The organism is uncultured Ilumatobacter sp., assembly GCF_963980585.1.
GTDB lineage: Bacteria > Actinomycetota > Acidimicrobiia > Acidimicrobiales > Ilumatobacteraceae > Ilumatobacter_A.
Genome location: NZ_CAXCAM010000011.1, coordinates 48,958 through 74,018, shown reverse-complemented (window position 1 = coordinate 74,018; position 25,061 = coordinate 48,958). Strand labels below are relative to the sequence as shown.

Here is a 25,061-nt window from a genome sequence, read left to right as displayed (position 1 = left end):
GCCGGTCTCCTCGGTGGGGGCCGACGTATCGCCGGTCTCCTCGGACGAGTCGTCGTCGCTGCCGCACGCGGCGGCAACGAGGGTCAGTGCAAGTGCTCCGGCGAAGAGCCGGCGCTTGGGTGAGTTCACGTTTCACTCCTGAGGGGTATCGGATAAGAATGGCTTCACGCTGCCGCGTCACGCCGAAGATGGCGATGGCGACCAGCGAGAGGCAAGCTACGGACCCGAGGTGAATCCGGCCGCAGCGTCAGGTGAACGAGAGGTGAACTGTTCTCGACGCGCGTGCGAACAGCGGCCCGCGAAGTCGCGATGTGTTCAACGAGACCACAATCTGCGGTCGGTCGCCGACGTGGAGCGCGTCAGCCGCGCGGCGGCGTCTGCTGTTCGACGGCCCATCGGTACATCTGCTCTTGCGGATGTGGCGCGAACACGTCAGTCGGACCCATCCGTTGCCACGTGTCATCGGGCTGGAGCTCCCAGCACACGATGCCATCGGCGAGTTGGAAGTTGATGGCCTGGTCGAGCCATGCACGGTGTCGAGCGTGTTCGATTGGCACCAACACCTCAACGCGGCGGTTGAGGTTGCGCGGCATGAGGTCCGCTGAACCAATGAGATAGACCTCGTCGCTCTGCGCGCCAGGCAGCCGACCGTTCACGACCACGTTGCCGTGCTTGAAGCGGTAGATGCGACTGTGCTCGAGATAGCGCCCAAGAATGCTGCGGACGCGGATGTTCTCGCTCATACCGGGCACGCCGGCACGCAGACAGCAGATGCCACGCACGAGGAGTTCGATGCGGACACCGGCCTCACTCGCGGCATAGAGCGCTTCGACCATCTCATCGTCGGCAATCGAGTTGCACTTCATGACGATTTCGCCCTCGGCGCCGAAGCTGGCTTCGTGCTCGATCAGGTCGAGGAGTTGGCGACGCAGGTCGCGCGGCGCAACGAGCAACGTCGAGTAGTCGTGTGCGCGGCTATAGCCAGTGAGGTGATTGAACAGTTGTGCTGCGTCAGCGCCGATATCGGGGTCGCACGTGATGACTCCGATGTCTTCGTAGTTGCGCGCGGTCTTGCTGTTGTAGTTCCCCGTGCCGATGTGGACGTAGCGCCGCAGCTGATCGCCATCATCCCGCACGACGAGCACCACCTTGCTGTGCGTCTTCAGACCGACCATGCCGTACACCACGTGGACACCGGCGCGTTCGAGCTGTTTGGCCCACTGCACGTTGGTCGCCTCATCGAAGCGCGCCTTGATCTCGACGAGCACGGCGACCTGCTTGCCGCGATCGGCCGCCTTCATGAGGCTCCGGATGATTGCGCTGTCGCCGCCCGCCCGGTACAGCGTCATCTTGATCGACTGCACCTTCGAGTCGTCCGCAGCCTGAGAGATGAACTCCTCGATGCTGCTTGAGAAACTCTCGTACGGGTGATGCAGCATCGCTGCGCGATGGCGGACCACGTCGAAGATCGGCCGATCGCCCTCGTCAGCCGCTGCGATCCGGCCAGCGGTCGCAGGCGGCCAGGGCGTGTCCTTCAAGTCCGGTCGATCGAGTGACATCAATTGGGAGAGGCAGCTGAGATCGAGCGGGGAGCGATGGAGCGTGACGTCTTCTCGCGACAGGTCGAGTTCCCGAACCAGAAGATCGAGGATCTCGTCGCCGATGTCGGCGGCAACCTCGAGACGTACTGCCTGGTTGAACCGCCGTCGACGGAGCTCCATTTCAACGGCCTCGAGCAGGTCATCGGCTTCTTCGTCTTCAACCGTCAAGTCGCCATTGCGGCTCACGCGGAACGTTGCCCAGTTCTCAACGACCATGCCGACAAAGAGTCGGTCGAGCTTGGCACCGATCACCAATTCGGCGGGTAAGAACCGACCGGGCGAACACTCGATGAGTCGCGGGAACACGTCCGGAACTTTGAGCCGAGCAAATCGGCGGTCACCCGTCTCAGGATCGGCCACGTTGACGGCGAGCGACAGCGCAAGGTCAGAGATGTACGGGAACGGGTGGCCAGGATCGACAGCCAACGGCGTGAGAACCGGAAACATCCGCTCCTCGTAGAAGTCATCAAGCTCGACGCGCTCGGCGGGCGTTGTGTCCTCCCAGCCGATGATCTCGACACCGGCGGCACGGAGTTCGGGCACGAGGTGGTCAACGAACGCGTCGTCGAGACGCTCGATCATCTCGGGCACCCAGACCGCGATCGCAGCAAGCTGCTGGGCTGGGGTACGGCCGTCCCAGGTCGGTTGGTCGATGCCGGCGATCAGTTGGTCTTTGAGCGCTGCAACTCGGACCTGGAAGAACTCGTCGAGGTTGGTCGACGCAATGGCACAGAACTTTGCACGTTCGAGCAGCGGGATCCCGGGCTCGGACGCGAGCTGCAGTACCCGTTCATTGAACGCGAGCCAACTGAGCTCGCGGTTCAGGAACCGCTCGTCGATTTCCGTGCTTCTCACAGACCCAGGGAGCTCAGGCGTCTTCAGGGCGACCCAGATCCCACTCGATCGAGATCAATTCGCGCTCGGCATCGCGCACGATGCGCTCGCGGTTGCGGCGGAACTGCGGATCATCACGCGGGACGAGGACCAGGCGAGCGAGCACGCGGGCGCGGAATTCGTCAAGCGTCTGTCGGTCGCCCCAGTCTCCGTAGACCTCCCAGTGCGGCGCGACCGGGCCGTGATACACGATCCGGGCATGTGCTCGGGGTTCTTGGGGCTCGACGGCGACGTCACTCATTGCGACGACGATACCGCCTCGGAGGGCAGCAGGCTCGCTGATCGTTGGGTCGCCCGGCGCAATCATGCCAAGAAACTTTCTGTCGAGAGATCCCACCGATCGTTACGAACGTGTTACAGTTTCCTGTCAACAACGCAACAGAGCGATGCGAGCATCGCTCCAGCAACCGAGTTGACGAGGTCGCGACATCCGCAGACGGTCGTCGGCACGAACATCTCGAAACGAACAAGAAATTGGGAACCAAGCACTGTTTCCAGACGTCAAAATGTCAAGCAGCGATTCAGTCGATGCCCATCAGCACCGACTGATCCCGCAAACGAACACAACGTCGAGAGGACGAGACATGATGAAGCGCAACAGAAACTCAGCCCGCCACACCGATCGGCCATCGGGCCTGAGCCGCGCAGACCGGGCCGCGCTCAATGAGCGGCCCGAGGAGCTGAACACCGCTCCCCACGACCCAGACTCCGAAACAGCATGGATGGCCGACGGCAACTGCCGTCTCCACCCGCCGGCGACCTTCTTCCCCAGCGACGGCGTCGGCGTCGATCGCGCCCGCAAGATCTGTCGCGACTGTCCCGTCGCCGCAGCCTGCCTTGAGTACGCACTCGATGCACGAATCGACCACGGGGTCTGGGGCGGCTGCAGCGAGCGTGAGCGGCGACGCATCTCGAAGCGGCGTCGCGAGGACGCTCTGACGGCGACATCGTCCGTCTCCGTTGACGTCTCGGTCTGACGTCGCGCCCCTGCCGGACGTCGCGTGGCGTGAACATCGCCCCACTCACTTGACTCGAAAATAACGAACGCCCGGCCGTGCTGGCCGGGCGTTCGTTGTTTGTCGAGTTGACTTTGTCGAGTCGGCCGGGACGACCGGCTCAAGCTCAGTCCGCTTCGGTCTTGGCGTCCTCGCGTGGCTTGTTCGCCTCGTCGAGCCCGTCCTTGAACTCTTTCTGCGCCTTGCCGAGGTTCTTGGCGAGCTTGGGTAGCTGCGAGCCACCAAAAAGCACGAGGACAAGAACGAGAAGAATGATGCCCTCTGGGCCACCAAGCGTGAAACCGATCATCTGATGAGGTTACCTCACATCGCTGCGGTTCGCAGCGCGACGTCAGGCCCCGATGATCGAGCGAGCAACCTGAGCACGTTGTCGGCGGATGCGTCGACGCTCGCGTTCAGACAGACCGCCCCAAATTCCGAACTTCTCGCCGTTCTGCAGTGCGAACTCAAGGCAATCGTGTTGCACTTCGCAACCCCGACAGACTTCCTTGGCCTCACGCGTGGACGCCCCGCGCTCGGGGAAGAACAAGTCGGGGTCGACGCCGAGACAGTTGGCGTGGTCGTGCCAGTCCTGTTCGGGTTCGACGGGCGTGGCACTGACGGTGATACTCGATGTCGTAATGAACTGCATGAGAGGACCTCCTGACGGGTCCGGATAACGATGAGTTGCTCTGGCTTTTTGCAAGGTTTTTTTGACATGCAGTGCGCGTCGGTCCCCGGTGCAGCGTGAATGCTTGACGCCATCGCAACAACCTTGTAACTACAGTAATGTCATTCTGCCAGAGCGGTTCCCCGGTTTGCAAGTGCGCGTTCAAAAGAATCGCGCGCAACGCGCGAATCGTTCGCGCTGTTCGCGCGGACATGACGAACCAATGACACCCTTCGCCCTTCGGCAGCTGGGCCCTCGACCAGCGCGGAGCTCAGCCAGCGCGGCGGGCGCTTCTCGCAAGGGCGCGTTTGCCCTCCATGAAGTCGACAAGCACGTAATCCCCGAGGTTTTCCGGAGTCGTAAAAAACGCACGACCCCGGTTGATCGAGGTCATCTGCTCGATGAATGCCCGCAACGATCCGTCGGCGCCGAGGCCGAAGGTGTTGATGCGGATCTGCTCTTTCGTGCAGCGCACGACTTCGCGCAGCGTTGCTTCAATGGTTTCACGCGCCGGCGGATAGTTGAAGAAGGGATAGCCGTCAGGCGTGATGTGCGCCGTTGGCTCACCGTCGGTGATCATGATGATCTGCTTCGTCCCGGACTCCCGAGCGAGCAGCTGGCGAGCGAGCGTGAAGCCATGGTGCATGTTGGTGCCGTAGACGAAGTCCCACGACACCTCGGGCAGTTGCTCCGGAGTGAGGACTCGGGCGGTCTCAGAGAACCCGACCAGGCCGAGGTAGTCGCGCGGGAACTGCGACGAAATGAGGCTGTGCAACGCCATGGCAACCTTCTTCGCCGGCAGGAAGTTGTCGCGCATCGGCATCGAGAGCGACAGGTCGAGCATCAGCACCGTCGACGAACGCGTGAAATGCTCGGTCTTCTCAATCTCGAAGTCGTCGGGGTGCAGATCGACCGGTGACCCACCGCCCGTTCGCCGCACGGCATTGCGGATCGTGCGATTGAGGTCGAGCTGGAACGGGTCGCCGTACTCGTACGCCTTGGTGTCATACGTGCGCTCGTGGCCTTGGCCGATGTTGCTGGTCTCGTGCTGGCCAATCTGATCCTTGGCAAGCTTCGAGAACAGTTCACGCAGCGCATTGGAACCAATCTTGCGGAGACCCTTCGGGGTCATCTCCAAGCGCCCTTCTTTCTGCTCGATGAGACCAGCTTCCTCGAGCTGTTTGGTCAGCTCAGCCAGCCGCCCGAGCGACTTCGCGGCATCGTCGCCCATTAAGTCGCGGACTTTGTCCATGTCGGCTTCGGCCAGGGCGCTCGGGCTCGACGCGTTGCGCAGGAGGTTCTCGAGCTGGTCCAAATCACCGAGCTCTTGCATCTGCTGCATGGCTTGCCCCATGCCCATCGGATCCTGGCCATCGAAGTCGTAACTCTGGTTCCACTGCATCTGCGGAAACATCTGCTGCAGATTCCCGGACAGCTGTTGCATTTGCCATTGCAGATCCATGTCGTCCATGAGCTGATCGCTGAGCTGCTGCATCTGCGCCCGCTGCTCGGGCGACATCGAGTTCATCATCGCCTGCATCGCGGCCATCCGTTGGGCCATCTGCTCGAGCAGTTCTTCCACTGACTCGGGCTGCTCAGGGAAGAAGTCGCCGAACTTCTCCATGAAGTCCTCGAAGCCCGGGTCCTCACCGCGCTGATGCTTCTCGAGCATCTCATTGAGCGCTTGCATCATGTCTTTCATGCGGGCCATGTCTTCGGGCCCCATCTGCTCCATCGCACCCGACATCTGGTCGACCATCTGTTGCATCAGCTGCTCTTTGAGCTTCTCCATCAGCTGATCGAAGCGTTGCTTGGCCTCTTTCGACTCGAAGTTGTACGTGTCGAGTTCGCGGACCTTTCCGGCGAGATCATCAGGCATCAGATCGAGCCGCATATTGCGTTCCATCGCGGCGTTCTGCGCGTTCTCGGCGCGTCGTTCGTCACCCGAGCGCTGCGCATCGTTCAGGGCGTTTTCGATGGCATGACGTTCTTCGTCAATCAGGTCATTGAGTTCGTCGTTGATCTCGTCGTACACGCCACCCAGATCATGCTGGTCGAGACGGTTCTGTCGCTCCTCGCGCAGCTGTTCAAGCAATTCCCGCAGGCCTTGCAACTGGTTGCCGTCGCGGTCACGCATCCCGTCCTGCATCATCTTGCGCAATGCCGCGTTGACGTCGCCGTGGTACAGCAGCTCGTCGGTCAACTCGTCGAAAGCAGCGTCAGCATCGAATTCGAAACCGGTCTGCGTGCCATCCCACCGGGAGTACTGGAACCGTGACGTCATGTGCCGAACCTACTTGCTTCCGGCTACACACGTCCTGCTGGCCAACCCAGCGTTTGCGTACCTGACACCTGTCGTTGGCGACACATGACAGGTACGCAAACGAGAGAGGGACGCGGCGGAGAGGTGTCAACGGCACAACTTGTTCATCTGCAGTTCAAACCACATTGATGTGAGGATGCAATAGCATGGGCTTTATGCGGGTACCGCGCACCTTTGTCTTCGTCGATCTCTCCGGATTCACGAACTACACCGCTGCCTTTGGCGACGACGCCGCCGGGCGGATTCTCGGCGCGTTCCGCACCATCGTTCGTGCGGTTGCGTCCGAGCGAGGCGTCCGCATCGCCAAGTGGCTCGGCGACGGCTGCATGGTCGTCGCCGTCGACCAGGCTGACGCCATCGCGTTCGTGCTCGACCTCGACCGGCGGTCCAACGAAGTCTGCGCACCGCTCACGGTACGTTCCGGGCTCGCTACTGGCCATGCGTTGTTGTTCGAAGGCGATGACTACATCGGCTCTGCGGTCAACATGGCATCGCGCCTCTGTGATCACGCGAAAGGCATCAACGCATTGATGCCCACGATGCACATCGAGCGGCTGCCCGAGGGCGTCAACGCCACCTCGGTCGGCGAAGTTGAGCTGCGCGGGTTTCCCGGCCCGATCGACGTGGTGGCGTTGACCGGCGTTCCGTTGCCGATCGACGCTGACACCGAAGATCTCTGGACGCGCACGCCGTTCATCTGATTCTCGATCACCGTTTCCCTCATGACCTTCACCCGCGGCGCGACGCTGACGACGGCGACGACGTTCGGTCACGCTGACACGTCAAATCTCGGCCCGACAGCCGGCAACGGGTTTTACAAGCGCTGGCCCGACGACCTCGCGCTCCTCCAGGAACTCGGTATCACCGACATTCGGCTCACGTTCGATTGGGCGCGGCTCCAGCCGAAGCCAGGCGACTTCGACGGTGACTGGTCAGACCGCTTCGAGCAGATGATCGCTGCATCGGACGCCATCGGGCTGCGCGTCTGGGCAACCCTGCACGACGGGGCAGAGCCACGCTGGGTCACCAACGAGGGCGGAATTCACGATGACACCGTCGCTGAGAAATGGTGGCCACGCTTCGCCGAGCGAGTCGCCGACCGCTTCGGCGAAGACATCGCCGGGTGGATTCCGTTCACCGGCATCGACAGCCAATTCTCTGCATCGGCCTGGCGCAACACGTGGACGACACTGAGCGGCGGCTCCACGCCAGTCGTCGCGGCGCTTGATGCCGAACGGCTCGACTCCGTCGGCGATTACCTCGACACTTCCGACATCATCGGGATCACCCTGGCACACGGCGAACTCGCCGATTCCGAACCGGACGACGGGCGCCTCGATCAGATTCGCGTCCGGCTGCACGACACCATCGGCGCAGCTGCCGACGCCGCAGCAGACCATCAACTGATCATCAGCCAGTTCACGCCACATCACCACGATGCCGATGTCGCCGGGCAGCTCGTTGCCTCCTTTGTCAACGCAGTCACGGGTGCGATCGACGATGGCGTCGACCTTGGCGTGGTCTTTCTCGATCCAGCAATCGCCGGCCCCGATTCACCCAACGGTCTCCTCAGCGCCGAGCGTGCCCCGCAGCCGGCAGCCGAGGCCTACCTTCCCGCCGCCATCTGAGAAATCGCCCGAGTGGGCACAGGCCAGTCTTCCTGGTCGATGCTCAGGGTCAATGCTCATAGTGATGGATCTCGGGACGGTCTGTGCGCTGCAGATCCGTGATCGCGACGCCGACGTCGTGTGTGGCGTGAACCAGCCGCTGCACCACGTCAAACGGCTCAGCGACCGAGTCGGCATGGTCCATGTCGGCGATCAGCAGGTCGAGCCGACGACGTGAACGCCACGCGGCATATCGCGCCCACTCCCGCGTCAGAGTCACGGGCTCATCGACGTGGAAGAGATCAATATTGCGAGTCTGATCATCGACACGAACATCGGTAGCGACATATCCGTTGACCATCGAAATGCGCTCGCCCAACTGGTGCAGCGGGCCGCCACGATGAACCACCATATTGCCGTGCAGCGCAACGGCGAAACCTGGTCCGGGCCATTCGACGCTCACACAGCGGTCGGCGGGTGGACGTTCACCGCGGTCAGCCATCACCGCAACCTCGGCCTTCGTCCCGACGAAGTACTCGAAATCACCACCATCGAGCACCTGCGGATCAGCGACCATCATCACGTAGTCCAGCGCAAGGGTGTCGTGGTGCCACTTGTCGACGGCCGAGCCGATCTCAGCCGGTGCGAAGTTGAGGTGCCCCAGCTGCGACGAGATCGGATGCGGCGCAACATCGACCGAGTAGATCGAGCAGAGATGCTCGGTCACATCCGGCGAGATACACAGGTCCCGGAGCCAACGAGACTGATGGCAGCCGCTGCGCACCGATCGTTCGATCCGCGGGTTGGCCTGCGCAAAGCGCTCAAGCCGACGCGCGATGTCGAGCATCACTGCGGCCCCCTCTGCTGAAAGCACCCGAAACGCTGACGTCGCCGCGACACGAGTCGCGGTGCTGGCAATTTCGTCGTCGGAGTAACCGAACTCATCGAGTGTCCGCACCACAGCGGGCATCTCGAGTTGCAGATGAACCGCAGGGTCGAATCCGGGTTCATCATCCAACCAGTCAAAGCCCGGCGGCTGGGCCGAGAACGGCAGGATCGCAGCAGTCACAGGGTCAGTGTCTCAGACTCGACTCCGTCGAACCCGGCGAAACGGGCAACAGCATCAGGTACGGCCGCGATAGGTGGCCGACTCGCCGCTGGCGTCTTTGTTCAGGCGCTTCGACAGGTGCAAACCCTCGAGGATGAACTCGACAGCGGCAGCAACCGACGCCGGAGACTCATCGCCGCCGGTCAGCACAGCAACAGGAGCGCGCAGCGCATCAACTTGCTCGACGACTGCAGCGAGCTCGGCACTGGTCATCGACTCTCCGGTGTGTGCCACCGCGCCTTCTTCGAATGCATCGACAACAGCCCGTGTGTGCTCAGGCGGAACGGTGTCTTTGAAAACCGTGAGGACCGCGCCCTTGATGAGGCTTTCCATGATCACGCCGTCGCGACCTTCCTCGATCGATTCAATCTCAATCTTGCCCATCGAGCTCGCGGCCAGCGCACCGAGGTCGTCCACGCGGGCAACAGGGCTGGTCTCACCAGACCGCAACCCACGCCGCAGCGCGTTGGCCGCCATCGCTTCGTAGTTACTCACACTGAGCCGGACACTGACGCCGCTGCGCTGATTGACTTGGTTGCTCGATCGCGCCAAGTGCGAGAAGGTCGCAACGACCTCGGTCAAGTAGTCGGGCACCGTGACCTTGATCGCGCCGTTGGGCGTGTCGACGTCGAGCGACGCGGCCTCCTGCAGCATGATGTCGATCTCGGTCCGCACGTCGAGTGGGTAGTGCGTGCGAATCTGGCTGCCGAAACGATCCTTGAGCGGCGTGATGATGCGGCCGCGGTTGGTGTAGTCCTCCGGGTTCGCCGATGCCATCAGCATCACGTCGAGCGGCAAACGGATCTTGTAGCCGCGGATCTGGACGTCGCGCTCTTCGAGAACGTTCAACAGGCCGACCTGAATCCGCTCCGCGAGGTCCGGAAGTTCATTCATTGCAAAGATCCCGCGGTTGGTGCGCGGGACCATCCCATAGTGCAGCGTGAGCTCGTCAGAGAGGTACCGGCCTTCGGCAACCTTGATGGGGTCGACCTCGCCAATCAGGTCGGCGATCGACGTATCGGGCGTGGCGAGCTTCTCGCCGTACCGCGTGTCGCGGTGGACCCAGTCGATCGGCGCATCGTCGCCCAATTCAGCAACCAAGTCCCGGGAGTGCTTGGAGACAGGGTGATACGGATCGTCATTGATCTCACTGCCCGCAATGATCGGCATCCACTCGTCGAGCAGGCCGGTCAGCGAGCGGATCATGCGCGTCTTGGCCTGACCACGTTCGCCGAGAAACACCACGTCGTGGCCAGCCAGCAACGCATTCTCAAGCTGCGGCATCACCGTCTCTTCGTAGCCCTGCACGCCGGCGAACAGCGGCTCGCCGGCCGCCACCTTCGCGATTGCGTGCTCGCGAACCTCCTGCTTGACGGGCCGAGAGACCCATCCAGATGCTTTCAATTCACCGAGCGTGGATGCGCTGGGAGCGCCTGCGTCTGCCATGCGGTGAACCTAACCCAGCTGTGTCGCCCATGTTCATCCGGGCGCACAGTCACCTGCTCATGGCCAACTCGGCTGTAACGCGTACGCTTCGACGATGGAGTTGAGTCGCCGCAAACTAGACGGTCGCTGGGTCGCGGTCGAGGCGAACGACGACGTCCGTCGGTACGGCATCGAGCTCGACACCGACGACACGACCTGGGAACCGGTCATCGTGCCAGGGCACTGGCGCGACACTCCGAAGTTTGCCGCCAGCGATGGTCCGGTGATGTACCGACATCGCTTCAGTGCCGACCCCCCGGGCGACGGCGCGCGTCGATGGATCACCCTGGACGGCATCTTCTATCAAGCCGATGTCTGGCTCGATGGCGCGTACCTCGGCGATCCCGAGGGCTATTTCTTTCCACACACCTTCGATGTCACAGCACTCTCCGAACTCGACGACGAACACGTGCTGGCGATCGAGGCCACGTGTGCGCCCCAGGGCGGTCCGAACAACCGCCGGAACATCACCGGCGTGTTCCAACATTGGGACGGCATCGATCGCCAGTGGAATCCGGGCGGAATCTGGCGCAGTGTTCATCTGTACGACACCGGACCGGTACGCGTCGATCGGTTCCGCGTGCTGTGCCGCGACGCCGACACGCGGCGAGCGCACGTACAGCTGGCCGCACGACTCGACAGCGATGCACAGCGCAGCGTCACCGTCCGCACCTTTGTCGACAACGAACTCCACGATGAACACGTGCACCTCGTTGCCTCTGGCGAAAACCAGATCGAGTGGAGTCTCGACATTGTCGACCCACGCCTCTGGTGGCCACGGAATTTGGGCGACCAACTCCTGACCAATGTGGCGGTCGAATTGATCGTCGATGGAGAACTCAGTGACCGGCGTGAGCGACGAACCGGGCTCCGTCAGGTCACGTGGGACAACTGGATCTGCTCGGTCAACGGTGAACGTCTCTTTCTGAAGGGCGCAAACTTGCTGCCGACACGCGCTGGGCTGGCTGATGCTGACAAAGGCGCGGTCCGCCGCGACCTTGAGCATGCGGTGGACCTTGGCCTCGACGTCGTCCGGGTCCACGGTCACATTGCCGACCGCGAGGTCTACCGCGCCGCTGACGAACTCGGCATGTTGATCATGCAAGACTTTCCGCTGCAGTGGGGTCATGCCCGCAGCGTGCGCGGCCAGGCCGTTGACCAAGCGCGCGCCGCCGTCGACACACTCGGTCACCACCCGTCAATCGTCCAGTGGACCGCCCACAACGACCCATCAGCCACCACGGCGGTCGATCGTTCCGATTGGAAGAAGCGGACGCGGCAGGTGATGGCACACCAACTCCCGTCGTGGAACAAGTCGGTGCTCGACCGATGGGTGAAGCGATCGTTCGAGAAAGCTGACGCGAGCCGCGAGACGGTGGCGCACTCGGGCGTGCTGCCTCATTTCCCACAGCTCAGCGGCACCGACACACACCTCTGGTACGGCTGGCACCGCGGCGATGCCGAGGACCTGGCCGGCCTGGCTGCACGCGTCCCGCGGTTGGTGCGGTTTGTGTCCGAGTTCGGAGCCCACGCGCCGCCGAACACCGCCCCGTTCATCGATGACGAGTTGGCTGCCCACGAATGGCCCCATCTCGACTGGGACCGCTTGCACAACGAGTTTGGGTATCAACGCGATCAGTTCGAGCGACTGTTCCCGCCTGATCAGTACGAGTCATACGAGTCGTGGCGCAACGCAGCTCAGCGATATCAGTCCCATGTACTGAAGACACACATCGAGACGTTGCGACGGCTGAAGTATCGCCCCAGCGGGGGGTTCTGCTTTTACGCGCTCGCCGACCCCGGGCCCGTCATCTCCGCCAGCGTCCTCGATCACGAGCGGGTCCCGAAGGATGCCTACGCCGTCGTCAAGGCGGCGTGCACACAGGTGTTGGTCGTCGCTGGCACCCTGCCCGAGTGGGTCAACGAAGGCGACCGATTGCGGCTCGACGTCCACCTCATCAATGACCTGCGCGAAGAGATCGACTTCGCCGTGGTCGACGCTGTTGCGTCGTGGGCAGGTGGCGAGCAGCGGTGGAGATTCGGTGGGCCGGTGCCCGCCGACGACGTGGTCAAAGTGGGCCAGATTGACATGACCGTGCCCGAGACATTGGGCGAACTGTCCTTCACGTTGACGATGACGGCCGGCGACATCACCAGCCGTAACCGCTACGCCACCGCAGTCACGCTTCCCCCGGAAGCCTGACGATCGCCGTTGCATCTGGTGCCAGGCACCAGATGCAACGCTCAATCAACGGGCCAGGGCTTTGCGGTTCTTGAACTTCGACTTGGCGTAGTCAACGTTCATCGTGGCGATGTTGTCGATCGAAATTTCTTTCGGGCATGCCGCCTCGCACTCGCCATGGTTCGTGCACGAACCAAAGTGCTCGTCCATCGTCTCGACCATTGCCTCAGTGCGCTTGTATCGCTCGGCCTGGCCCTGCGGGAGCAGGTTGAGGTGAGCGATCTTCGCACCGGTGAACAGGTTCGCCGCGCTGTTCGGGCATGCCGCCACGCAGGCTCCGCAACCAATGCACTCCGCTGCGTCCATCGACGCATCGGCAACCGGCTTCGGAATGGGAATGAGGTTCGCGTCTGGCGCACCACCGGTCGGTGCGGTGATGAAGCCACCCGACTCGATGATCCGATCGAACGGGGAACGATCGACCATGAGGTCTTTGATGATCGGAAACGCGGTGGCGCGCCACGGCTCGATCACGATCTCGTCACCGGATTCGAACTGACGCATGTGCAGCTGACACGTTGCCGTGCCCCTCTGCGGGCCATGTGCCTGGCCGTCGATCATCAACGAGCAGGTACCGCAGATGCCTTCGCGGCAGTCATGGTCGAAGACCACCGCTTCTTTGCCTTCTTCGATGAGCCGTTCGTTCAAGATGTCGAGCATCTCGAGGAACGACGCCTCGTCGCTGATCTCGGGGATCTGGTGAGTTTCGAAGCGACCCTGCGCGTCGGGACCATCCTGGCGCCAGATCTTCAGATTGATGTTGGAGAGATTGTGTGACACGTCTGGGCCCTTACTTGTACGACCGGGTGGCGAACTTGACGACTTCATATTCGAGCTTCTCGCGATGCTCGATCGGCTTGGTGGCGTCACCGCTCCACTCCCACGCCGTGACGTGAGCGAAGTCCTCGTCGTTGCGGACCGCCTCGCCATCGTCGGTCTGGTACTCGGAGCGGAAGTGGCCGCCGCACGACTCTTCGCGGGTGAGAGCGTCCTGGCACATCAGTTGCCCAAGCTCGAAGAAGTCGTCGACTCGCGCTGCCTTCTCGAGGGTTTGGTTGGTGCTCGTGCCCGTGCCTGTGACGCGGAGGTCCTTCTTGAACTCCTCGTGCAAGGCCGGAATCTCAGACAGTGCCTTCTGCAGGCCCTGCTCGTTGCGATCCATGCCGCAGTAGTCCCAGATGATGCGCCCGAGTTCACGGTGGAAGTGGTCGGGACCCTTTGTGCCTCCGATGTCGAGATACCCCTGGAACCGGGCCTGAGCTTCAACCTCGGCAGCTTTGAACGCGTCGTGGGTCTCGTCAGGAATCGGCTTGTTGAGCAGATCGGCGAGGTACGGGGCAATCGTGTACGGCAGCACGAAGTAGCCATCGGACAGCCCCTGCATCAACGCTGAGGCCCCCAGGCGGTTCGCGCCATGATCGGAGAAGTTGGCTTCGCCGGCACAGAACAGACCGGGGACTGTGGTCTGCAACTCGTAGTCGACCCAGAGACCACCCATCGTGTAGTGGCTGGCCGGATAGATCCGCATCGGCATCTCGTAGGGCGACTCGCCGGTAATGCGTTCGTACATGTCGAACAAGTTGCCGTAGCGCTCCTTGATGACTTCAGCACCGAGACGCTCGATCGATTCTGCAAAGTCGAGGTAGACGCCGTTCTTGAGCGGTCCGACACCTTGACCGTTGTCGACGGCACGCTTGGCGGCTCGCGACGACACATCGCGTGGCGCAAGGTTGCCGAAGCTGGGGTAGATCCGTTCGAGGTAGTAGTCGCGATCGTCCTCGGGAATCTGTGCAGCCGGCCGCGTCTCGTCCGGGTTGTTCGGCACCCAGATGCGGCCGTCGTTGCGGAGTGACTCCGACATCAGCGTCAGCTTCGACTGGAAGTCGTCGGCCTGCGGGATACACGTCGGGTGAATCTGGGTGTAGCTCGGGTTGGCGAAGGCCGCGCCACGCCGATGAGCCCGCCAAGCCGCAGTGACGTTGCAGGCCATTGCGTTGGTCGACAAGTAGAAGGCGTTGCCGTAACCGCCGGTGGCGAGCACGACGGCGTGCGCCGAGTGCGAGCGGAGCTCGCCGTTCATCAAGTCGCGGGTGACGATGCCGGCGCAGCGACCGTCGACGTTGACAACGTCGACCATCTCGGTCCGGTTCCAGAGCTTGACGTTGCCGAGGCCGATCTGGCGTGCCAACTGTTGGTAGGCACCGATCAGCAGCTGCTGGCCGGTCTGGCCTCGCGCATAGAAGGTGCGGCTCACTTGGGCGCCGCCGAAGCTGCGATTGTCGAGCAGGCCGCCGTACTCGCGTGCAAACGGCACACCCTGGGCAACCATCTGGTCAATGATGTTGACCGACACTTCGGCAAGACGATGCACGTTTGCTTCGCGAGCGCGGAAGTCGCCGCCCTTGACCGTGTCGTAGAACAGGCGGTGAACGCTGTCGCCGTCGCCCTGATAGTTCTTCGCGGCGTTGATGCCGCCCTGCGCCGCAATCGAGTGTGCGCGACGGGGCGAGTCGTGGAACGTGAACGCCTCGACCTGATAACCGAGTTCGCCGAGCGTCGCGGCAGCCGAGGCACCGGCGAGGCCGGTACCGACCACGATGATCTTGAACTTGCGCTTGTTGGACGGGTTGACCAACTTCTGGCCAGCGACGTAGTTGCTCCACTTGTCGGCCATTGGGCCGTCAGGGATCTTGGAATCGAGATTGATGGTCATTCGCCTGTCTCCTCGGCTTCGACGGAATGGGTGACGGCGTCGGGGTCGAACTCGACGACACCGGCAAGAACGGCGATGGGGAACGACACGTTCCCAGCGACGATCAGCGTGGCGACGCCTGCCGCAAGACCCTTGCGCCACGTGTTGAATCGTGGATTGTTGGCTCCGAGGCTCTGAAAGAGCGACCAGGTGCCATGGAAGAGGTGGATGCCCAACGCAATGTTCGCCACGATGTACAGCACGGCGACCGGAATGCGGCTCAACGATGCGTCGATGTTGCGATAGGCCGCGCCACGAACGAAGTCGGGATTGGCCCACCCCCAGGTGAGGTCAGCGAGATGCCATGCCAGGAAGGCGAGCACGATGATGCCGGTCCAGCGCATCGAGCGACTGGCGAAGCTGGCAATCTGATAATCACGCGCCGACTGATACTTGACCGACCGAGCCTTGCGGTTGAGTTGAGTCAACGACCACGCCGCATGGAGATGCAGAATGAGTGCGCCGATGAGAACAAGGCGCAGACCCCACAACAGATATGTGCGAGGCAGGATCGGCACGAGCAGTTCACGCAGGAACTCGCCGTAGATATCGATGTCGTAGACCTGCTCGTCGCCCTCGGTGATGACACCGAGGTACATCTTGAGGTTGCCGATCATGTGCGTAAGCACAAAGCCGATGCCGATCAGTCCCGTGATTGCCATCACGTACTTCTTGCCGACTGCCGTGCCGTAGAGGTCGAGGAGGAACGGTTTTCTCTTTGCCGTGTTCGCCTTGACGGCGGTGCCCGAAACCGGGCCACGGCTCAACGTTTGTGACATGACGGCCACGGTACTCGCCATGCATCGTCGCGAGCCCAATCCGCCACCAACCAAAATTGTGTGGGCCTCGTCACACACCAGCTCCGTGCCACCCAGGGCCCCAGGCGCCGCGATGACGTTGCCCACCACCGGCGAGGGACAACGTCATCTCGACACTCACTGACTGTCACGCACCTGTGGAAAGTGATGAGTTGGGATTTAGCCTTGCGCAGCGGCCATCATGGTCCGGACGTTCGCGCTCAACGCGAGCCTCGCTCATCATCCATTTGCCCCAGGAGGCACTACCCCGTGGGATCCATTCCATATCTCGCAGCACTGTCGGCTCTCGCAGCCCTCGGTCTTGCGTTCTTCTTTTACAAGTCTGTCGAGAAGGAGTCGCCCGGCAACGAGCGCATGGTCTTCTTGATGACCGAGATCCAGAAGGGCGCCAAGGCGTTCCTCCAGGCCGAGTACAAGTGGGTCAGCATCTTCGCTGTCGCCATGGCCATCTTGTTGGCGGCCGTTATCGCGCCGCTCGCTGCAGTCACGTATCTACTCGGCGCAATCCTGTCATCCGCCGCCGGCTACGCAGGTATGACCGTGGCCACCATGGCCAACGCTCGCACCACCGAGGCGGCCAAGCAAGGTCCGGGCAAGGCGCTTCCTGTCGCATTCCGCGGCGGCGCCGTGATGGGCTTCTCCGTCGCCGGTCTCGCACTGCTCGGCCTGATGGGCACCTACATCGTGTTCGTCACGATGCTGGAAGTCGACGACGCCTTCGAAATCGTGACGGCCTACGGCCTCGGTGCATCGACGATCGCACTGTTCTCCCGCGTTGGCGGCGGCATCTTCACCAAGGCCGCCGACGTCGGCGCTGACCTCGTCGGCAAGGTCGAAGCCGGTATCCCCGAGGATGATCCTCGCAACCCGGCCACCATCGCCGACAACGTCGGCGACAACGTCGGCGACGTCGCTGGCATGGGTGCCGACCTGTTCGAGTCGTACGCCGGCTCGATCATCGCTCCCATCTCGCTCGTTGCATTCGCTGGAGCGATCGGCGCCGAGCAAGCCGGCGATGTCGGCAACATTGAATTCTTCGTCTTCCCGATGTTCGTTGCGTTCATCGGCATGATCGCTTCGATCATCGGATCCTTCCTCATCAAGGGCGGGACATCGACAGACTCGAAGTCCCTCAGCAAGGCGCTGCATCTCGGTACGAATGTGGCCATGGCGATCACCACCGTGGGTGTGTTCGCCGGTGCGTACTGGATCTTCGGCGACGCCTCCGACAACCCGTGGGGCCTTGCCGTCTCGGTCATCGGCGGTTTGATCATCGGTTGGGCGCTCGGCAAGACCGCCGAGTACTACACCTCGGATCACTACAAGCCGGTGAAGGAAATCAGTCAGCAGACCGAAACCGGACCGGCGACCACCGTGCTCAAGGGCATCAGCATCGGCATGCAGTCCGTCGCTGCTTCGGTCGCTCTGATCCTGGCCGGCGTCGGTATCGCCTACTGGGGCGGACAGCAAGCATTCGACGGCGAGATCGGCGGCCTCTACGGCATCGCCGTTGCCGCCATCGGCATGCTCGCAACCACCGGCATCGTCGTCTCCGTCGATGCATACGGCCCGATCGCAGACAATGCCGGCGGCATCGCCGAGATGGCCGAACTGGACCCGTCCGTGCGTGAAGTCACTGACGCGCTCGATTCGCTCGGTAACACCACAGCCGCCATCGCCAAGGGCTTCGCTGTCGGTTCCGCAGCGCTGACCGCCCTCGCTCTGTTCAAGAGCTTCGAGTTCGCCATCGCGACGGCCTCGGACGGTGCGACGGTGCTCAACCTCGACATCGGCGAGGTTGACGTGTTCTCCGGACTCTTCATTGGCGCGGCACTGCCGTTCCTGTTTGCCGCTCTCACGATCGACGCCGTCGGCCGTGCCGCAGCGAAGATGATCGAAGAAGTGCGTCGCCAATTCCGCGAGATTCCTGGCCTGCGCGAAGGGCTGCCGGGCGTCATTCCGGACTCGGCTCGTTGTGTCGCCATCTCGACCGAAGCTTCGCTCAAGGAAATGATCCTTCCGGGCGCCCTCGCCGTGGTCGTGCCGCTCGTCGTCGGATTCATCAGCGTCGACGCGCTCGGCGGCTTGCTCGCCGGTGCGCTCGTGACCGGCTTTGCCCTCGCCATCTTCATGGCCAATGCCGGTGGCGCTTGGGACAACGCAAAGAAGTACATCGAAGCCGGAGCCCACGGCGGCAAGGGCTCTGATGCCCACAAGGCAGCCGTCGTTGGTGACACCGTTGGTGACCCGTTCAAGGACACCTCGGGTCCGTCGATGAACATCCTGTTGAAGGTCATGACGATCGTCAGCTTGGTCTTCGCCAGCGCCTTCGTCTGATCAACACCTGAACAACTGAACGTGAGGGCGGGCCTGCGGGCCCGCCCTTCGTCGTTGTCAGCAAGAGTCCTTGACGGGATCGGTGGCGCTGATCCAGACGGCGCTGATCCAGACGGCGCTGATTCAGGCGCGTTGACCGTCAGACCGGCATGCGAGGCCGGGCTGCGCGTTCACTCCTCCGGGAGGTCGGCGACGAAGTCGATGAGTTGTTCGACAGCACCAACGAGTTCGGGAGTGAGGTCGGCGAACGTGTTGACCTGATTGCGGAGACGCGGCCAGAACCCCTCAAACGGTGCTCCGAGCGCCGCGCAGAGCCCTTCCTTCCACGTGACGTCCGGGTCGTATGGGATCTCCGGCCACGCCTCCAGGCCGATCACCTTGGGTCGGATACCCGCCCACACGTCGACGAATGGATGGCCAGTGATCAAGACGTTCGGGTCGCGCACCGTCTGGGCGATACGCGTCTCCTTCGAACCAGGAACGAGGTGATCGAGCAGCACGCCGAGCTTGCGTTGGGTACCGGGCTGAAAGTCAGCGACCATCGCCGCCAGGTCATCGGCGCCGTGCAGCGGTTCGACAACGATGCCAAGGTCACGGAGGTCGTCGCCCCACACATGTTCGAGCAGTTCGGCATCATGCTGACCCTCCACCCAGATGCGGCTGGCACGAGCGACACGCGCTCGGCCGTCGCCCGCGACTGCGCCTGAAGCCGTGACCCGCTGCGTTGCGGACTTCGCCTGCTTCGGACGAACGAGGGTGACCGGCTCGCCCAAGATAAGAAAGCCCCCGGGCTTCCAGCTGAAGTGACGGAGATACTGCTTGGCATCGCGCAAAGTCACCCCCTCCGCGTTCCAGCGGGCGATGTCACCAGTGAAGTGGCTCGAGCGATCCTCGACGACCATGCCCATCTCAACGACCACGTCGGGATAGGCCGGCCGCTTCGCGCTGCCCATCCCGCCGTGGGTGAAGTCGTCGAGGATGTCGTTGTTGTAGGTCATGGTGTCGTTCGCTCGTTGAGTTCGTGCCAGAGAGGGCGACCGCAGCCTGGCGTCGATCGCAGTTTCGAGTGTGGCATGGGAACCCCCGATGGTCGCGGCACGTCGGCGACCGGCTTCGACGACCAGGGCACCCAGTCGCTGATCACCGTGACGGTGCAGACGGCCGAGACGCTCGCTGGCACCAGCCCGTCGACGTCAGCACGAGGTCGCTGGTGCTCCCGTCGGGGAACCGGAACGGCGCACGAACTCCGGTGTGTGCCACCACATCTGGAAGCGGCAACGGCCCGAGACCCGCCAGTGACCCATCCGGTGCGGGACCACTGGTCCAACGATGCCACCGCTGCGCACGCACCTCAGAAAGTTCCACCTTCGGTTCGCCCAGGATCTCGATCGCACCGTGGACCACACCCCGCTGCTGGTATCCGATGCTCATGTCAGGCGCGAGCTCGAGGGCCACAGCCGCTCCTGTGGCGTACCACTCCAGGTCGAAGGCGATCGGCGTCGGATTGCCGTACCCGCGGCCGAGTGCTTCTTCTGGGTCGTCGAGTGCTGCGGCATATGTTTCGTTGCCCACGGTCCACTGCTCCATCGGCGCCTCGCGAGTGTGCTCGGCCCACATCGCCTCGCCCTTCACGATAAACGGGTCGGCGAGTCGGACCGGCACGTCGAAGTCGGTGATGTGCAACAACGGGCGTCCGTGCCGAGCCAGGGCCGCCCAGTACCACGCGTTGCGGCCCACGAGACGGTGGCCCGAGATCACGCCCAGCGCGGCGTCGTCGGTCCACGCCGCAAACACCCACTCTTCGACATCGGCTGATGGGTGCCGACCGTCGTGAAACACCAGGCCGCCATCGCCACCGTGACTGTGGCCGTGGTCGTGGTCGTCGGATATCGGGCTCACGATCAGGCAGACTACGGGGGTGTACCGATACCTCAGTCTCGACTGGATCAACGAGCTCACTGCCCAGGTTGCGGCGAGCGACCACATGCGCGAAGTCGCGGCGTCGCACAAGATTGGCGTCACTCAGGTCGTTTCCGATGGTCCCGAAGGTGATGTCACCTATCACGTCCAAGTGGGCGATGGTGAGGCCTCCTTCGGCGCGGGAGTCGCCGATCCCGAAGACGTGAAGATGGAGCAAGCCTGGGACACCGCAGTTGCCGTGGCAACGGGTGAGATGAACGCGCAGGATGCATTCATCAACGGCCACATTCGGCTCTGGGGCGACCAGCAGAAACTGCTCGACAACCAAGCGGTGTTCGGCGCGCTCGATGCCGTGTTCGCCACGGTCAAGGAACAGACCACCTACGAGTAGTTCGCTTGCGAAGCGATCGAGGCGAGTACTCGTCGTGGTTAGCCTCGGCGTATGCCTGAGATGCCTGAGGTTGAGGCGCACGCCGAGCGCCTGGAGCGACAGTTCGGCGGGCGCATCTTGTCGAAGTTCACGCCGTTCAACTTCACCGCGTTGAAGACAGCGGTTCCCGCTCCTGATGAGGCGTACGGCTGGCCCCTGCTCGGCGTGAGCCGCCGCGGTAAGTACCTGATCTTGCGTTTCGATCCGGTCAGCTTCGTCGTCCACCTGATGCAAGGGGGGCGACTCCTCGCTGACGAAAAGCGCTCCGCGAAGCCACGCGGCGGACAGGCCCGTTTCACCTTCGAGCCCGTCAACATCCCATCGACAGACGACCGGCCAGGATCAATTGATGAGACAGCGCTCCTCCTGACCGAGCAGGGCAAGGAGCGACGCGCCGGAGTGTGGTGCGTTCCGTCTGCCGAACTCGAAACTTCGCCCCCGCTCACGAAGCTCGGCCCCGAGGCAGCAGGGATCAGTGCCGACGACCTCGCGGAGCGGTTCGCAACCAACTCGATGCGGGTGCACGGATTCCTGCGGCATCAGGGCATGGTCGCGGGCATTGGTCGTCGGTTGTCGAACGAGGTCTGTCATGCCGCGCAGATCTCGCCGTTCGCAACCACCAAGCAACTCGGAGCGCAAGGCGCAGCGAAGGTGGCGGCCGCGATCGAACACTGCGTTGCCGAGGGCCTCGCCGCCGAGCGCACCCGCGAAGACATGAGCTCCTCGAAGGACCGGCCGAGCGCCGTGCACAAGCGCACGGGTGAGGCCTGCCCCGTCTGCGGCGACACGATCCACGAAGTCACGTACTCCAGCTATTCGGTCAACTACTGCCCGACCTGTCAGACCGGCGGCAAGATCCTCGCCGACAACACCACGAGTAAATTCCTCAAGTAGGCCTGCGTATCCTGCACTCATGCCGATTCACTTGCGTGCTGACGAGTCCGACTATGCGCCGAACGTGCTGTGCCCCGGCGACCCGGTGCGCGCCCAGTACATCGCGGAGACGTTCTTCGATTCCGGCTTCCGTCAGGTCAACGCTGAACGCGGGATGCTGGGCTTCACCGGCACGTTCGACGGCAAGCCGATCAGCGTCCAGTCCACGGGCATGGGCTCGCCCAGTGCCGGAATCGTCTTCGAAGAACTCATCATGCTGGGCGCCAAGCGACTGGTCCGTGTGGGTACCTGCGGGGGCCTGCAAGCCGATATGAAGATGGGCGACACCGTGATCGGCATCAGTGCCTCGGCCGACGACAGCACTCCCCTTCGTTACGCCCAGATGCCGGGTTACGCACCAAGTGCAACGTTTGCGCTCGCTGAGACCGCCGCACAGCTCAGCCGGGAGTCGGGCGCTGGCGCAGTGCATACCGGAGCGATCGTCACCTCCGGCATTTTCTACGACCCCGACCCCGACACGTTCGGCCGATGGAAGCGCCTCGGCCACCTCGGTGTCGAGATGGAAGCGGCGATGATGTACACGATTGCCGCGGTGAAAGGCATCGAAGCGCTCGCCATCATGACGGTCAGCGACATTCTCGGTGACGACGGCAGCGCCGTCCGCATCAGCGACGAGGACCTCAAGGCGGGAGTCGACCGAATGATGCAGATTGGCTGCCGCGTCGCAGTCAGTTAGGCACCAGCAGCCGATTCCTCACCGCAGGTGAGCCTCGTTCCGCGACGCGCCGCAGCGTGACGCCCGTCGCTCAGCCGGGACTTGTCCATCGCCGCTCGTTAGCGTCGACAGGTGACCCAACTCGCTTCTGACACTGACGCCGCCGTTCCGGTGACGCCGCAGTACCGCATGGGTCAGCGGGAACTGCTGACATTGATGTCGGCGATCATGGCGCTGATGGCGCTCGGCATCGACACGATGCTGCCGGCATTCGACGAGATCCGCGAGGCATTCGACCTCGGCGACTCTTCGCCGCGCGCCGGTCAGGTCATCACCGTCTTCTTCATGGGACTCGCCATCGCTCAGCTCGCCTGGGGGCCGATCGCGGACCGCTTCGGACGCAAGCCGGTCCTGTACGCAGGCAGCATCATCTACATCATTGGGGCTGCCGGTTCTGCGTTGGCGCCGACCTTTGAGCTGCTGCTCCTGAGCCGCTTCGTCTGGGGCCTCGGAGCGGCAGGCGCACGAGTGGTCGCGACGGCGATCATTCGCGACCGTTTCGAGGGCAGCCAGATGGCGAAGGCGATGTCACAGGTGATGGTCGTCTTCATGCTCGTGCCGATCCTCGCTCCCAGCATCGGCGCCGGCCTCATTGCCATCTTTCCCTGGCGCTCCATCTTCTGGTTCTGCGCGATCTTCGCCATCGCGATCGGGCTCTGGAGCTTGCGGATGCGCGAGTCGCTCGATCCGGCCAACCGCCGCCCTCTGCAACTCCGCTCCACGGCCAGTGGCTACGTCGAGGTGGCCCGCACTCCGGTCACCTCCGGATACACCAACGCCACAATCTTCCTGCAGGGCGTGTTCACCACGTACCTGGCGAGCAGCGAACTGATCATCAGTGAGGTGTTCGATCGCGAAGACCAGTTCCCATTGATCTTCGGACTGGTGGCGTTGCTCTTCGCCGCCGGGGCGATCCTCAACGGCCGAATTGTCGTACGCGTCGGCGTCCACCGCCTGATCAACACGGTCTACGCATTGCTGATCCCGACGACGCTGCTGCTGTGTGCCATCTCGATCTTTGCCGGTGGGCAACCGAGCATCTGGGTCTACATGCCAGTGCTCGCCCTCACGCTGTCTTCATTCATGTTCCTCATGCCAAATCTGAACACCGCTGCCCTCGGCCCCGTCGGCCATCTTGCCGGGACTGCGTCGGCCTACGGCGGAGCGATCCGGATGGCAGGCGGCGCCGTGCTCGGCACCATCGTCAGCGCGTTCGTCAGCGATTCAACGACGCCGTTCTCGATCGGTATCGCGCTGCTGTGCCTCGGCTCCTGGATCACCGTCTTGATCGTGCGACGGCATTCGCCCGAACTCACCACGGAGCACCTCAGCACCCCCGTGGCAACGACAGCCTGACCGCCATGGGGAACTCAAGCTCACGTCCCAGCGTCTGATCAACATGCAACGACCCCTGATTGCGGCTCTCACCTGTGCAGCGCTCCTCGCGCTCGGCGCGTGCGGTAGCGACGACGCGGCCAGCTCAAACGGTGATGGCACCAACGATGCGACCGAGCTTTCCTCATTCCTCTCCGGCCAAACGTTTCTCTCGTCATCCGTCGACGGCCACACGCTCGCCGATGACACGCAGATCCAGTTGTCGTTTGAACGCGACGCGCTCACCGCCAGTGCGGGGTGCAATCAGCTCCGAGGCTCGATGTCGATCGACGGTGGCATCCTTGTTGTCGGCGACATGATGCAGACCGAAATGGGCTGCGAGCAGGACCTGATGGAACAGGACACGTGGCTCGGCTCGTTCCTACAAGCTCGCCCAACGCTCTCGCTCGACGTCGACACGCTGTCCATGGCCACAGCAGATGCAACCGTGGTACTCGTTGACCGTCGAATCGCCGATCCCGATCTCGCGCTCATGGGCACCACCTGGGTGGTCGACGGATTGATCGACGGTGACGCGGTCTCCAGCATCCCTCAGAACACTGAGGCCTCGATCCTCATCACCGACGGAACAGCGACCGTACGCACAGGCTGCAACACAGGCAGAGCAACGGTCGAGATCCGTGACAACACGATCACATTTGCACCGATGCCCAACACCGCCATGGCCTGCGAACCCGATGCAATGCGCCTCGAAGCTGCGGTGACCAGCGTGTTGCGCGGCGATGTCACCTACACCGTTGAAGCCGGGCGCCTCACGTTGTTGACGATGGACGATGGGGCGACTCTTGGCCTCACGCTGATCGCAAGCTGACCGT

Annotated in this window: 22 protein-coding genes; 10 read left to right on the top strand and 12 right to left on the bottom strand. The window is 62.9% G+C overall.

Going from position 1 to position 25,061, the window contains the following annotated elements; translation table 11 throughout:
• Positions 1 to 359 precede the first annotated feature (359 nt).
• Both ppk1 and ACH2DW_RS05660 read right to left on the bottom strand, forming a co-directional pair.
• Complete coding sequence (gene ppk1, locus ACH2DW_RS05665) at positions 360 to 2,456, bottom strand: polyphosphate kinase 1 (RefSeq protein ID WP_394928747.1); 2,097 nt, start codon at positions 2,454 to 2,456, stop codon at positions 360 to 362.
• Positions 2,457 to 2,469: 13 nt separating this feature from the next.
• Positions 2,470 to 2,736, bottom strand: coding sequence for a hypothetical protein (locus ACH2DW_RS05660; RefSeq protein ID WP_394928746.1), 267 nt, complete (start codon positions 2,734 to 2,736; stop codon positions 2,470 to 2,472).
• A 343-nt stretch (positions 2,737 to 3,079) separates the two neighbouring features.
• Between ACH2DW_RS05660 and ACH2DW_RS05655 the strand changes: the two genes are divergently transcribed.
• Complete coding sequence (locus tag ACH2DW_RS05655; protein WP_394928745.1) at positions 3,080 to 3,472, top strand: WhiB family transcriptional regulator; 393 nt, start codon at positions 3,080 to 3,082, stop codon at positions 3,470 to 3,472.
• Positions 3,473 to 3,617: 145 nt separating this feature from the next.
• Here the strand turns inward: ACH2DW_RS05655 and ACH2DW_RS05650 are convergent, their stop codons facing one another.
• The 3 genes from ACH2DW_RS05650 to ACH2DW_RS05640 form a co-directional block, all read right to left on the bottom strand.
• On the bottom strand, positions 3,618 to 3,800 hold the full coding sequence (locus ACH2DW_RS05650; protein ID WP_394928744.1) for a twin-arginine translocase TatA/TatE family subunit: 183 nt from the start codon (positions 3,798 to 3,800) through the stop codon (positions 3,618 to 3,620).
• Between the two features lie 42 nt (positions 3,801 to 3,842).
• The gene (locus ACH2DW_RS05645) at positions 3,843 to 4,142 is read right to left on the bottom strand and encodes a WhiB family transcriptional regulator (protein ID WP_394928743.1); all 300 of its coding nucleotides are present in this window, start codon (positions 4,140 to 4,142) and stop codon (positions 3,843 to 3,845) included.
• 289 nt (positions 4,143 to 4,431) lie between these two features.
• A complete protein-coding gene (locus ACH2DW_RS05640) occupies positions 4,432 to 6,444 on the bottom strand; it encodes a VWA domain-containing protein (protein ID WP_394928742.1) in 2,013 nt (670 codons plus the stop codon).
• Positions 6,445 to 6,638: 194 nt separating this feature from the next.
• On the opposite strand from ACH2DW_RS05640, the gene ACH2DW_RS05635 reads away from it, so the two are divergent.
• Positions 6,639 to 7,184 carry an adenylate/guanylate cyclase domain-containing protein gene (locus ACH2DW_RS05635; RefSeq protein WP_394928741.1) on the top strand — a complete coding sequence of 182 codons (546 nt, stop codon included), beginning with the start codon at positions 6,639 to 6,641 and terminating at the stop codon, positions 7,182 to 7,184.
• A 21-nt stretch (positions 7,185 to 7,205) separates the two neighbouring features.
• The gene (locus ACH2DW_RS05630) at positions 7,206 to 8,111 is read left to right on the top strand and encodes a family 1 glycosylhydrolase (RefSeq protein WP_394928740.1); all 906 of its coding nucleotides are present in this window, start codon (positions 7,206 to 7,208) and stop codon (positions 8,109 to 8,111) included.
• Between the two features lie 49 nt (positions 8,112 to 8,160).
• Here the strand turns inward: ACH2DW_RS05630 and ACH2DW_RS05625 are convergent, their stop codons facing one another.
• The gene (locus ACH2DW_RS05625; protein ID WP_394928739.1) at positions 8,161 to 9,159 is read right to left on the bottom strand and encodes a hypothetical protein; all 999 of its coding nucleotides are present in this window, start codon (positions 9,157 to 9,159) and stop codon (positions 8,161 to 8,163) included.
• 54 nt (positions 9,160 to 9,213) lie between these two features.
• A complete protein-coding gene (locus ACH2DW_RS05620; protein ID WP_394928738.1) occupies positions 9,214 to 10,644 on the bottom strand; it encodes a sigma 54-interacting transcriptional regulator in 1,431 nt (476 codons plus the stop codon).
• A 94-nt stretch (positions 10,645 to 10,738) separates the two neighbouring features.
• Here ACH2DW_RS05620 and ACH2DW_RS05615 point away from each other — a divergent pair, with 94 nt between their 5' ends.
• Complete coding sequence (locus tag ACH2DW_RS05615; RefSeq protein WP_394928737.1) at positions 10,739 to 12,886, top strand: glycoside hydrolase family 2 protein; 2,148 nt, start codon at positions 10,739 to 10,741, stop codon at positions 12,884 to 12,886.
• 45 nt (positions 12,887 to 12,931) lie between these two features.
• On the opposite strand, the gene ACH2DW_RS05610 is transcribed toward ACH2DW_RS05615, so the two are convergent.
• The 3 genes from ACH2DW_RS05610 to ACH2DW_RS05600 are packed head-to-tail and all read right to left on the bottom strand — an operon-like array spanning position 12,932 to position 16,456.
• On the bottom strand, positions 12,932 to 13,705 hold the full coding sequence (locus tag ACH2DW_RS05610; protein WP_394928736.1) for a succinate dehydrogenase/fumarate reductase iron-sulfur subunit: 774 nt from the start codon (positions 13,703 to 13,705) through the stop codon (positions 12,932 to 12,934).
• 10 nt (positions 13,706 to 13,715) lie between these two features.
• Positions 13,716 to 15,632, bottom strand: coding sequence for a fumarate reductase/succinate dehydrogenase flavoprotein subunit (locus ACH2DW_RS05605; RefSeq protein WP_394928748.1), 1,917 nt, complete (start codon positions 15,630 to 15,632; stop codon positions 13,716 to 13,718).
• A 2-nt stretch (positions 15,633 to 15,634) separates the two neighbouring features.
• A complete protein-coding gene (locus tag ACH2DW_RS05600) occupies positions 15,635 to 16,456 on the bottom strand; it encodes a succinate dehydrogenase cytochrome b subunit (protein ID WP_394928735.1) in 822 nt (273 codons plus the stop codon).
• A gap of 288 nt (positions 16,457 to 16,744) precedes the next feature.
• Here ACH2DW_RS05600 and ACH2DW_RS05595 point away from each other — a divergent pair, with 288 nt between their 5' ends.
• Positions 16,745 to 18,832 carry a sodium-translocating pyrophosphatase gene (locus ACH2DW_RS05595; RefSeq protein WP_394928734.1) on the top strand — a complete coding sequence of 696 codons (2,088 nt, stop codon included), beginning with the start codon at positions 16,745 to 16,747 and terminating at the stop codon, positions 18,830 to 18,832.
• A 170-nt stretch (positions 18,833 to 19,002) separates the two neighbouring features.
• Here the strand turns inward: ACH2DW_RS05595 and ACH2DW_RS05590 are convergent, their stop codons facing one another.
• Together ACH2DW_RS05590 and ACH2DW_RS05585 are read right to left on the bottom strand one after the other, a co-directional pair.
• Entirely contained in the window at positions 19,003 to 19,830 is an 828-nt protein-coding gene (locus tag ACH2DW_RS05590) for a DUF3097 family protein (RefSeq protein ID WP_394928733.1), read from the bottom strand.
• Positions 19,831 to 19,972: 142 nt separating this feature from the next.
• Positions 19,973 to 20,731: a hypothetical protein gene (locus tag ACH2DW_RS05585; protein ID WP_394928732.1), complete on the bottom strand. Its 759-nt coding sequence runs from the start codon at positions 20,729 to 20,731 to the stop codon at positions 19,973 to 19,975.
• A 19-nt stretch (positions 20,732 to 20,750) separates the two neighbouring features.
• Here ACH2DW_RS05585 and ACH2DW_RS05580 point away from each other — a divergent pair, with 19 nt between their 5' ends.
• From ACH2DW_RS05580 to ACH2DW_RS05560, 5 genes are all read left to right on the top strand, one after another.
• Positions 20,751 to 21,143 carry an SCP2 sterol-binding domain-containing protein gene (locus ACH2DW_RS05580; protein WP_394928731.1) on the top strand — a complete coding sequence of 131 codons (393 nt, stop codon included), beginning with the start codon at positions 20,751 to 20,753 and terminating at the stop codon, positions 21,141 to 21,143.
• Between the two features lie 51 nt (positions 21,144 to 21,194).
• Positions 21,195 to 22,076, top strand: coding sequence for a DNA-formamidopyrimidine glycosylase family protein (locus tag ACH2DW_RS05575; RefSeq protein ID WP_394928730.1), 882 nt, complete (start codon positions 21,195 to 21,197; stop codon positions 22,074 to 22,076).
• Between the two features lie 19 nt (positions 22,077 to 22,095).
• Positions 22,096 to 22,812, top strand: a complete 717-nt coding sequence (locus ACH2DW_RS05570) for a purine-nucleoside phosphorylase (RefSeq protein WP_394928729.1) — start codon at positions 22,096 to 22,098, stop codon at positions 22,810 to 22,812.
• A 111-nt stretch (positions 22,813 to 22,923) separates the two neighbouring features.
• Positions 22,924 to 24,207, top strand: a complete 1,284-nt coding sequence (locus ACH2DW_RS05565; protein WP_394928728.1) for a multidrug effflux MFS transporter — start codon at positions 22,924 to 22,926, stop codon at positions 24,205 to 24,207.
• A gap of 43 nt (positions 24,208 to 24,250) precedes the next feature.
• The gene (locus tag ACH2DW_RS05560; RefSeq protein ID WP_394928727.1) at positions 24,251 to 25,057 is read left to right on the top strand and encodes an META domain-containing protein; all 807 of its coding nucleotides are present in this window, start codon (positions 24,251 to 24,253) and stop codon (positions 25,055 to 25,057) included.
• Positions 25,058 to 25,061 lie beyond the last annotated feature (4 nt).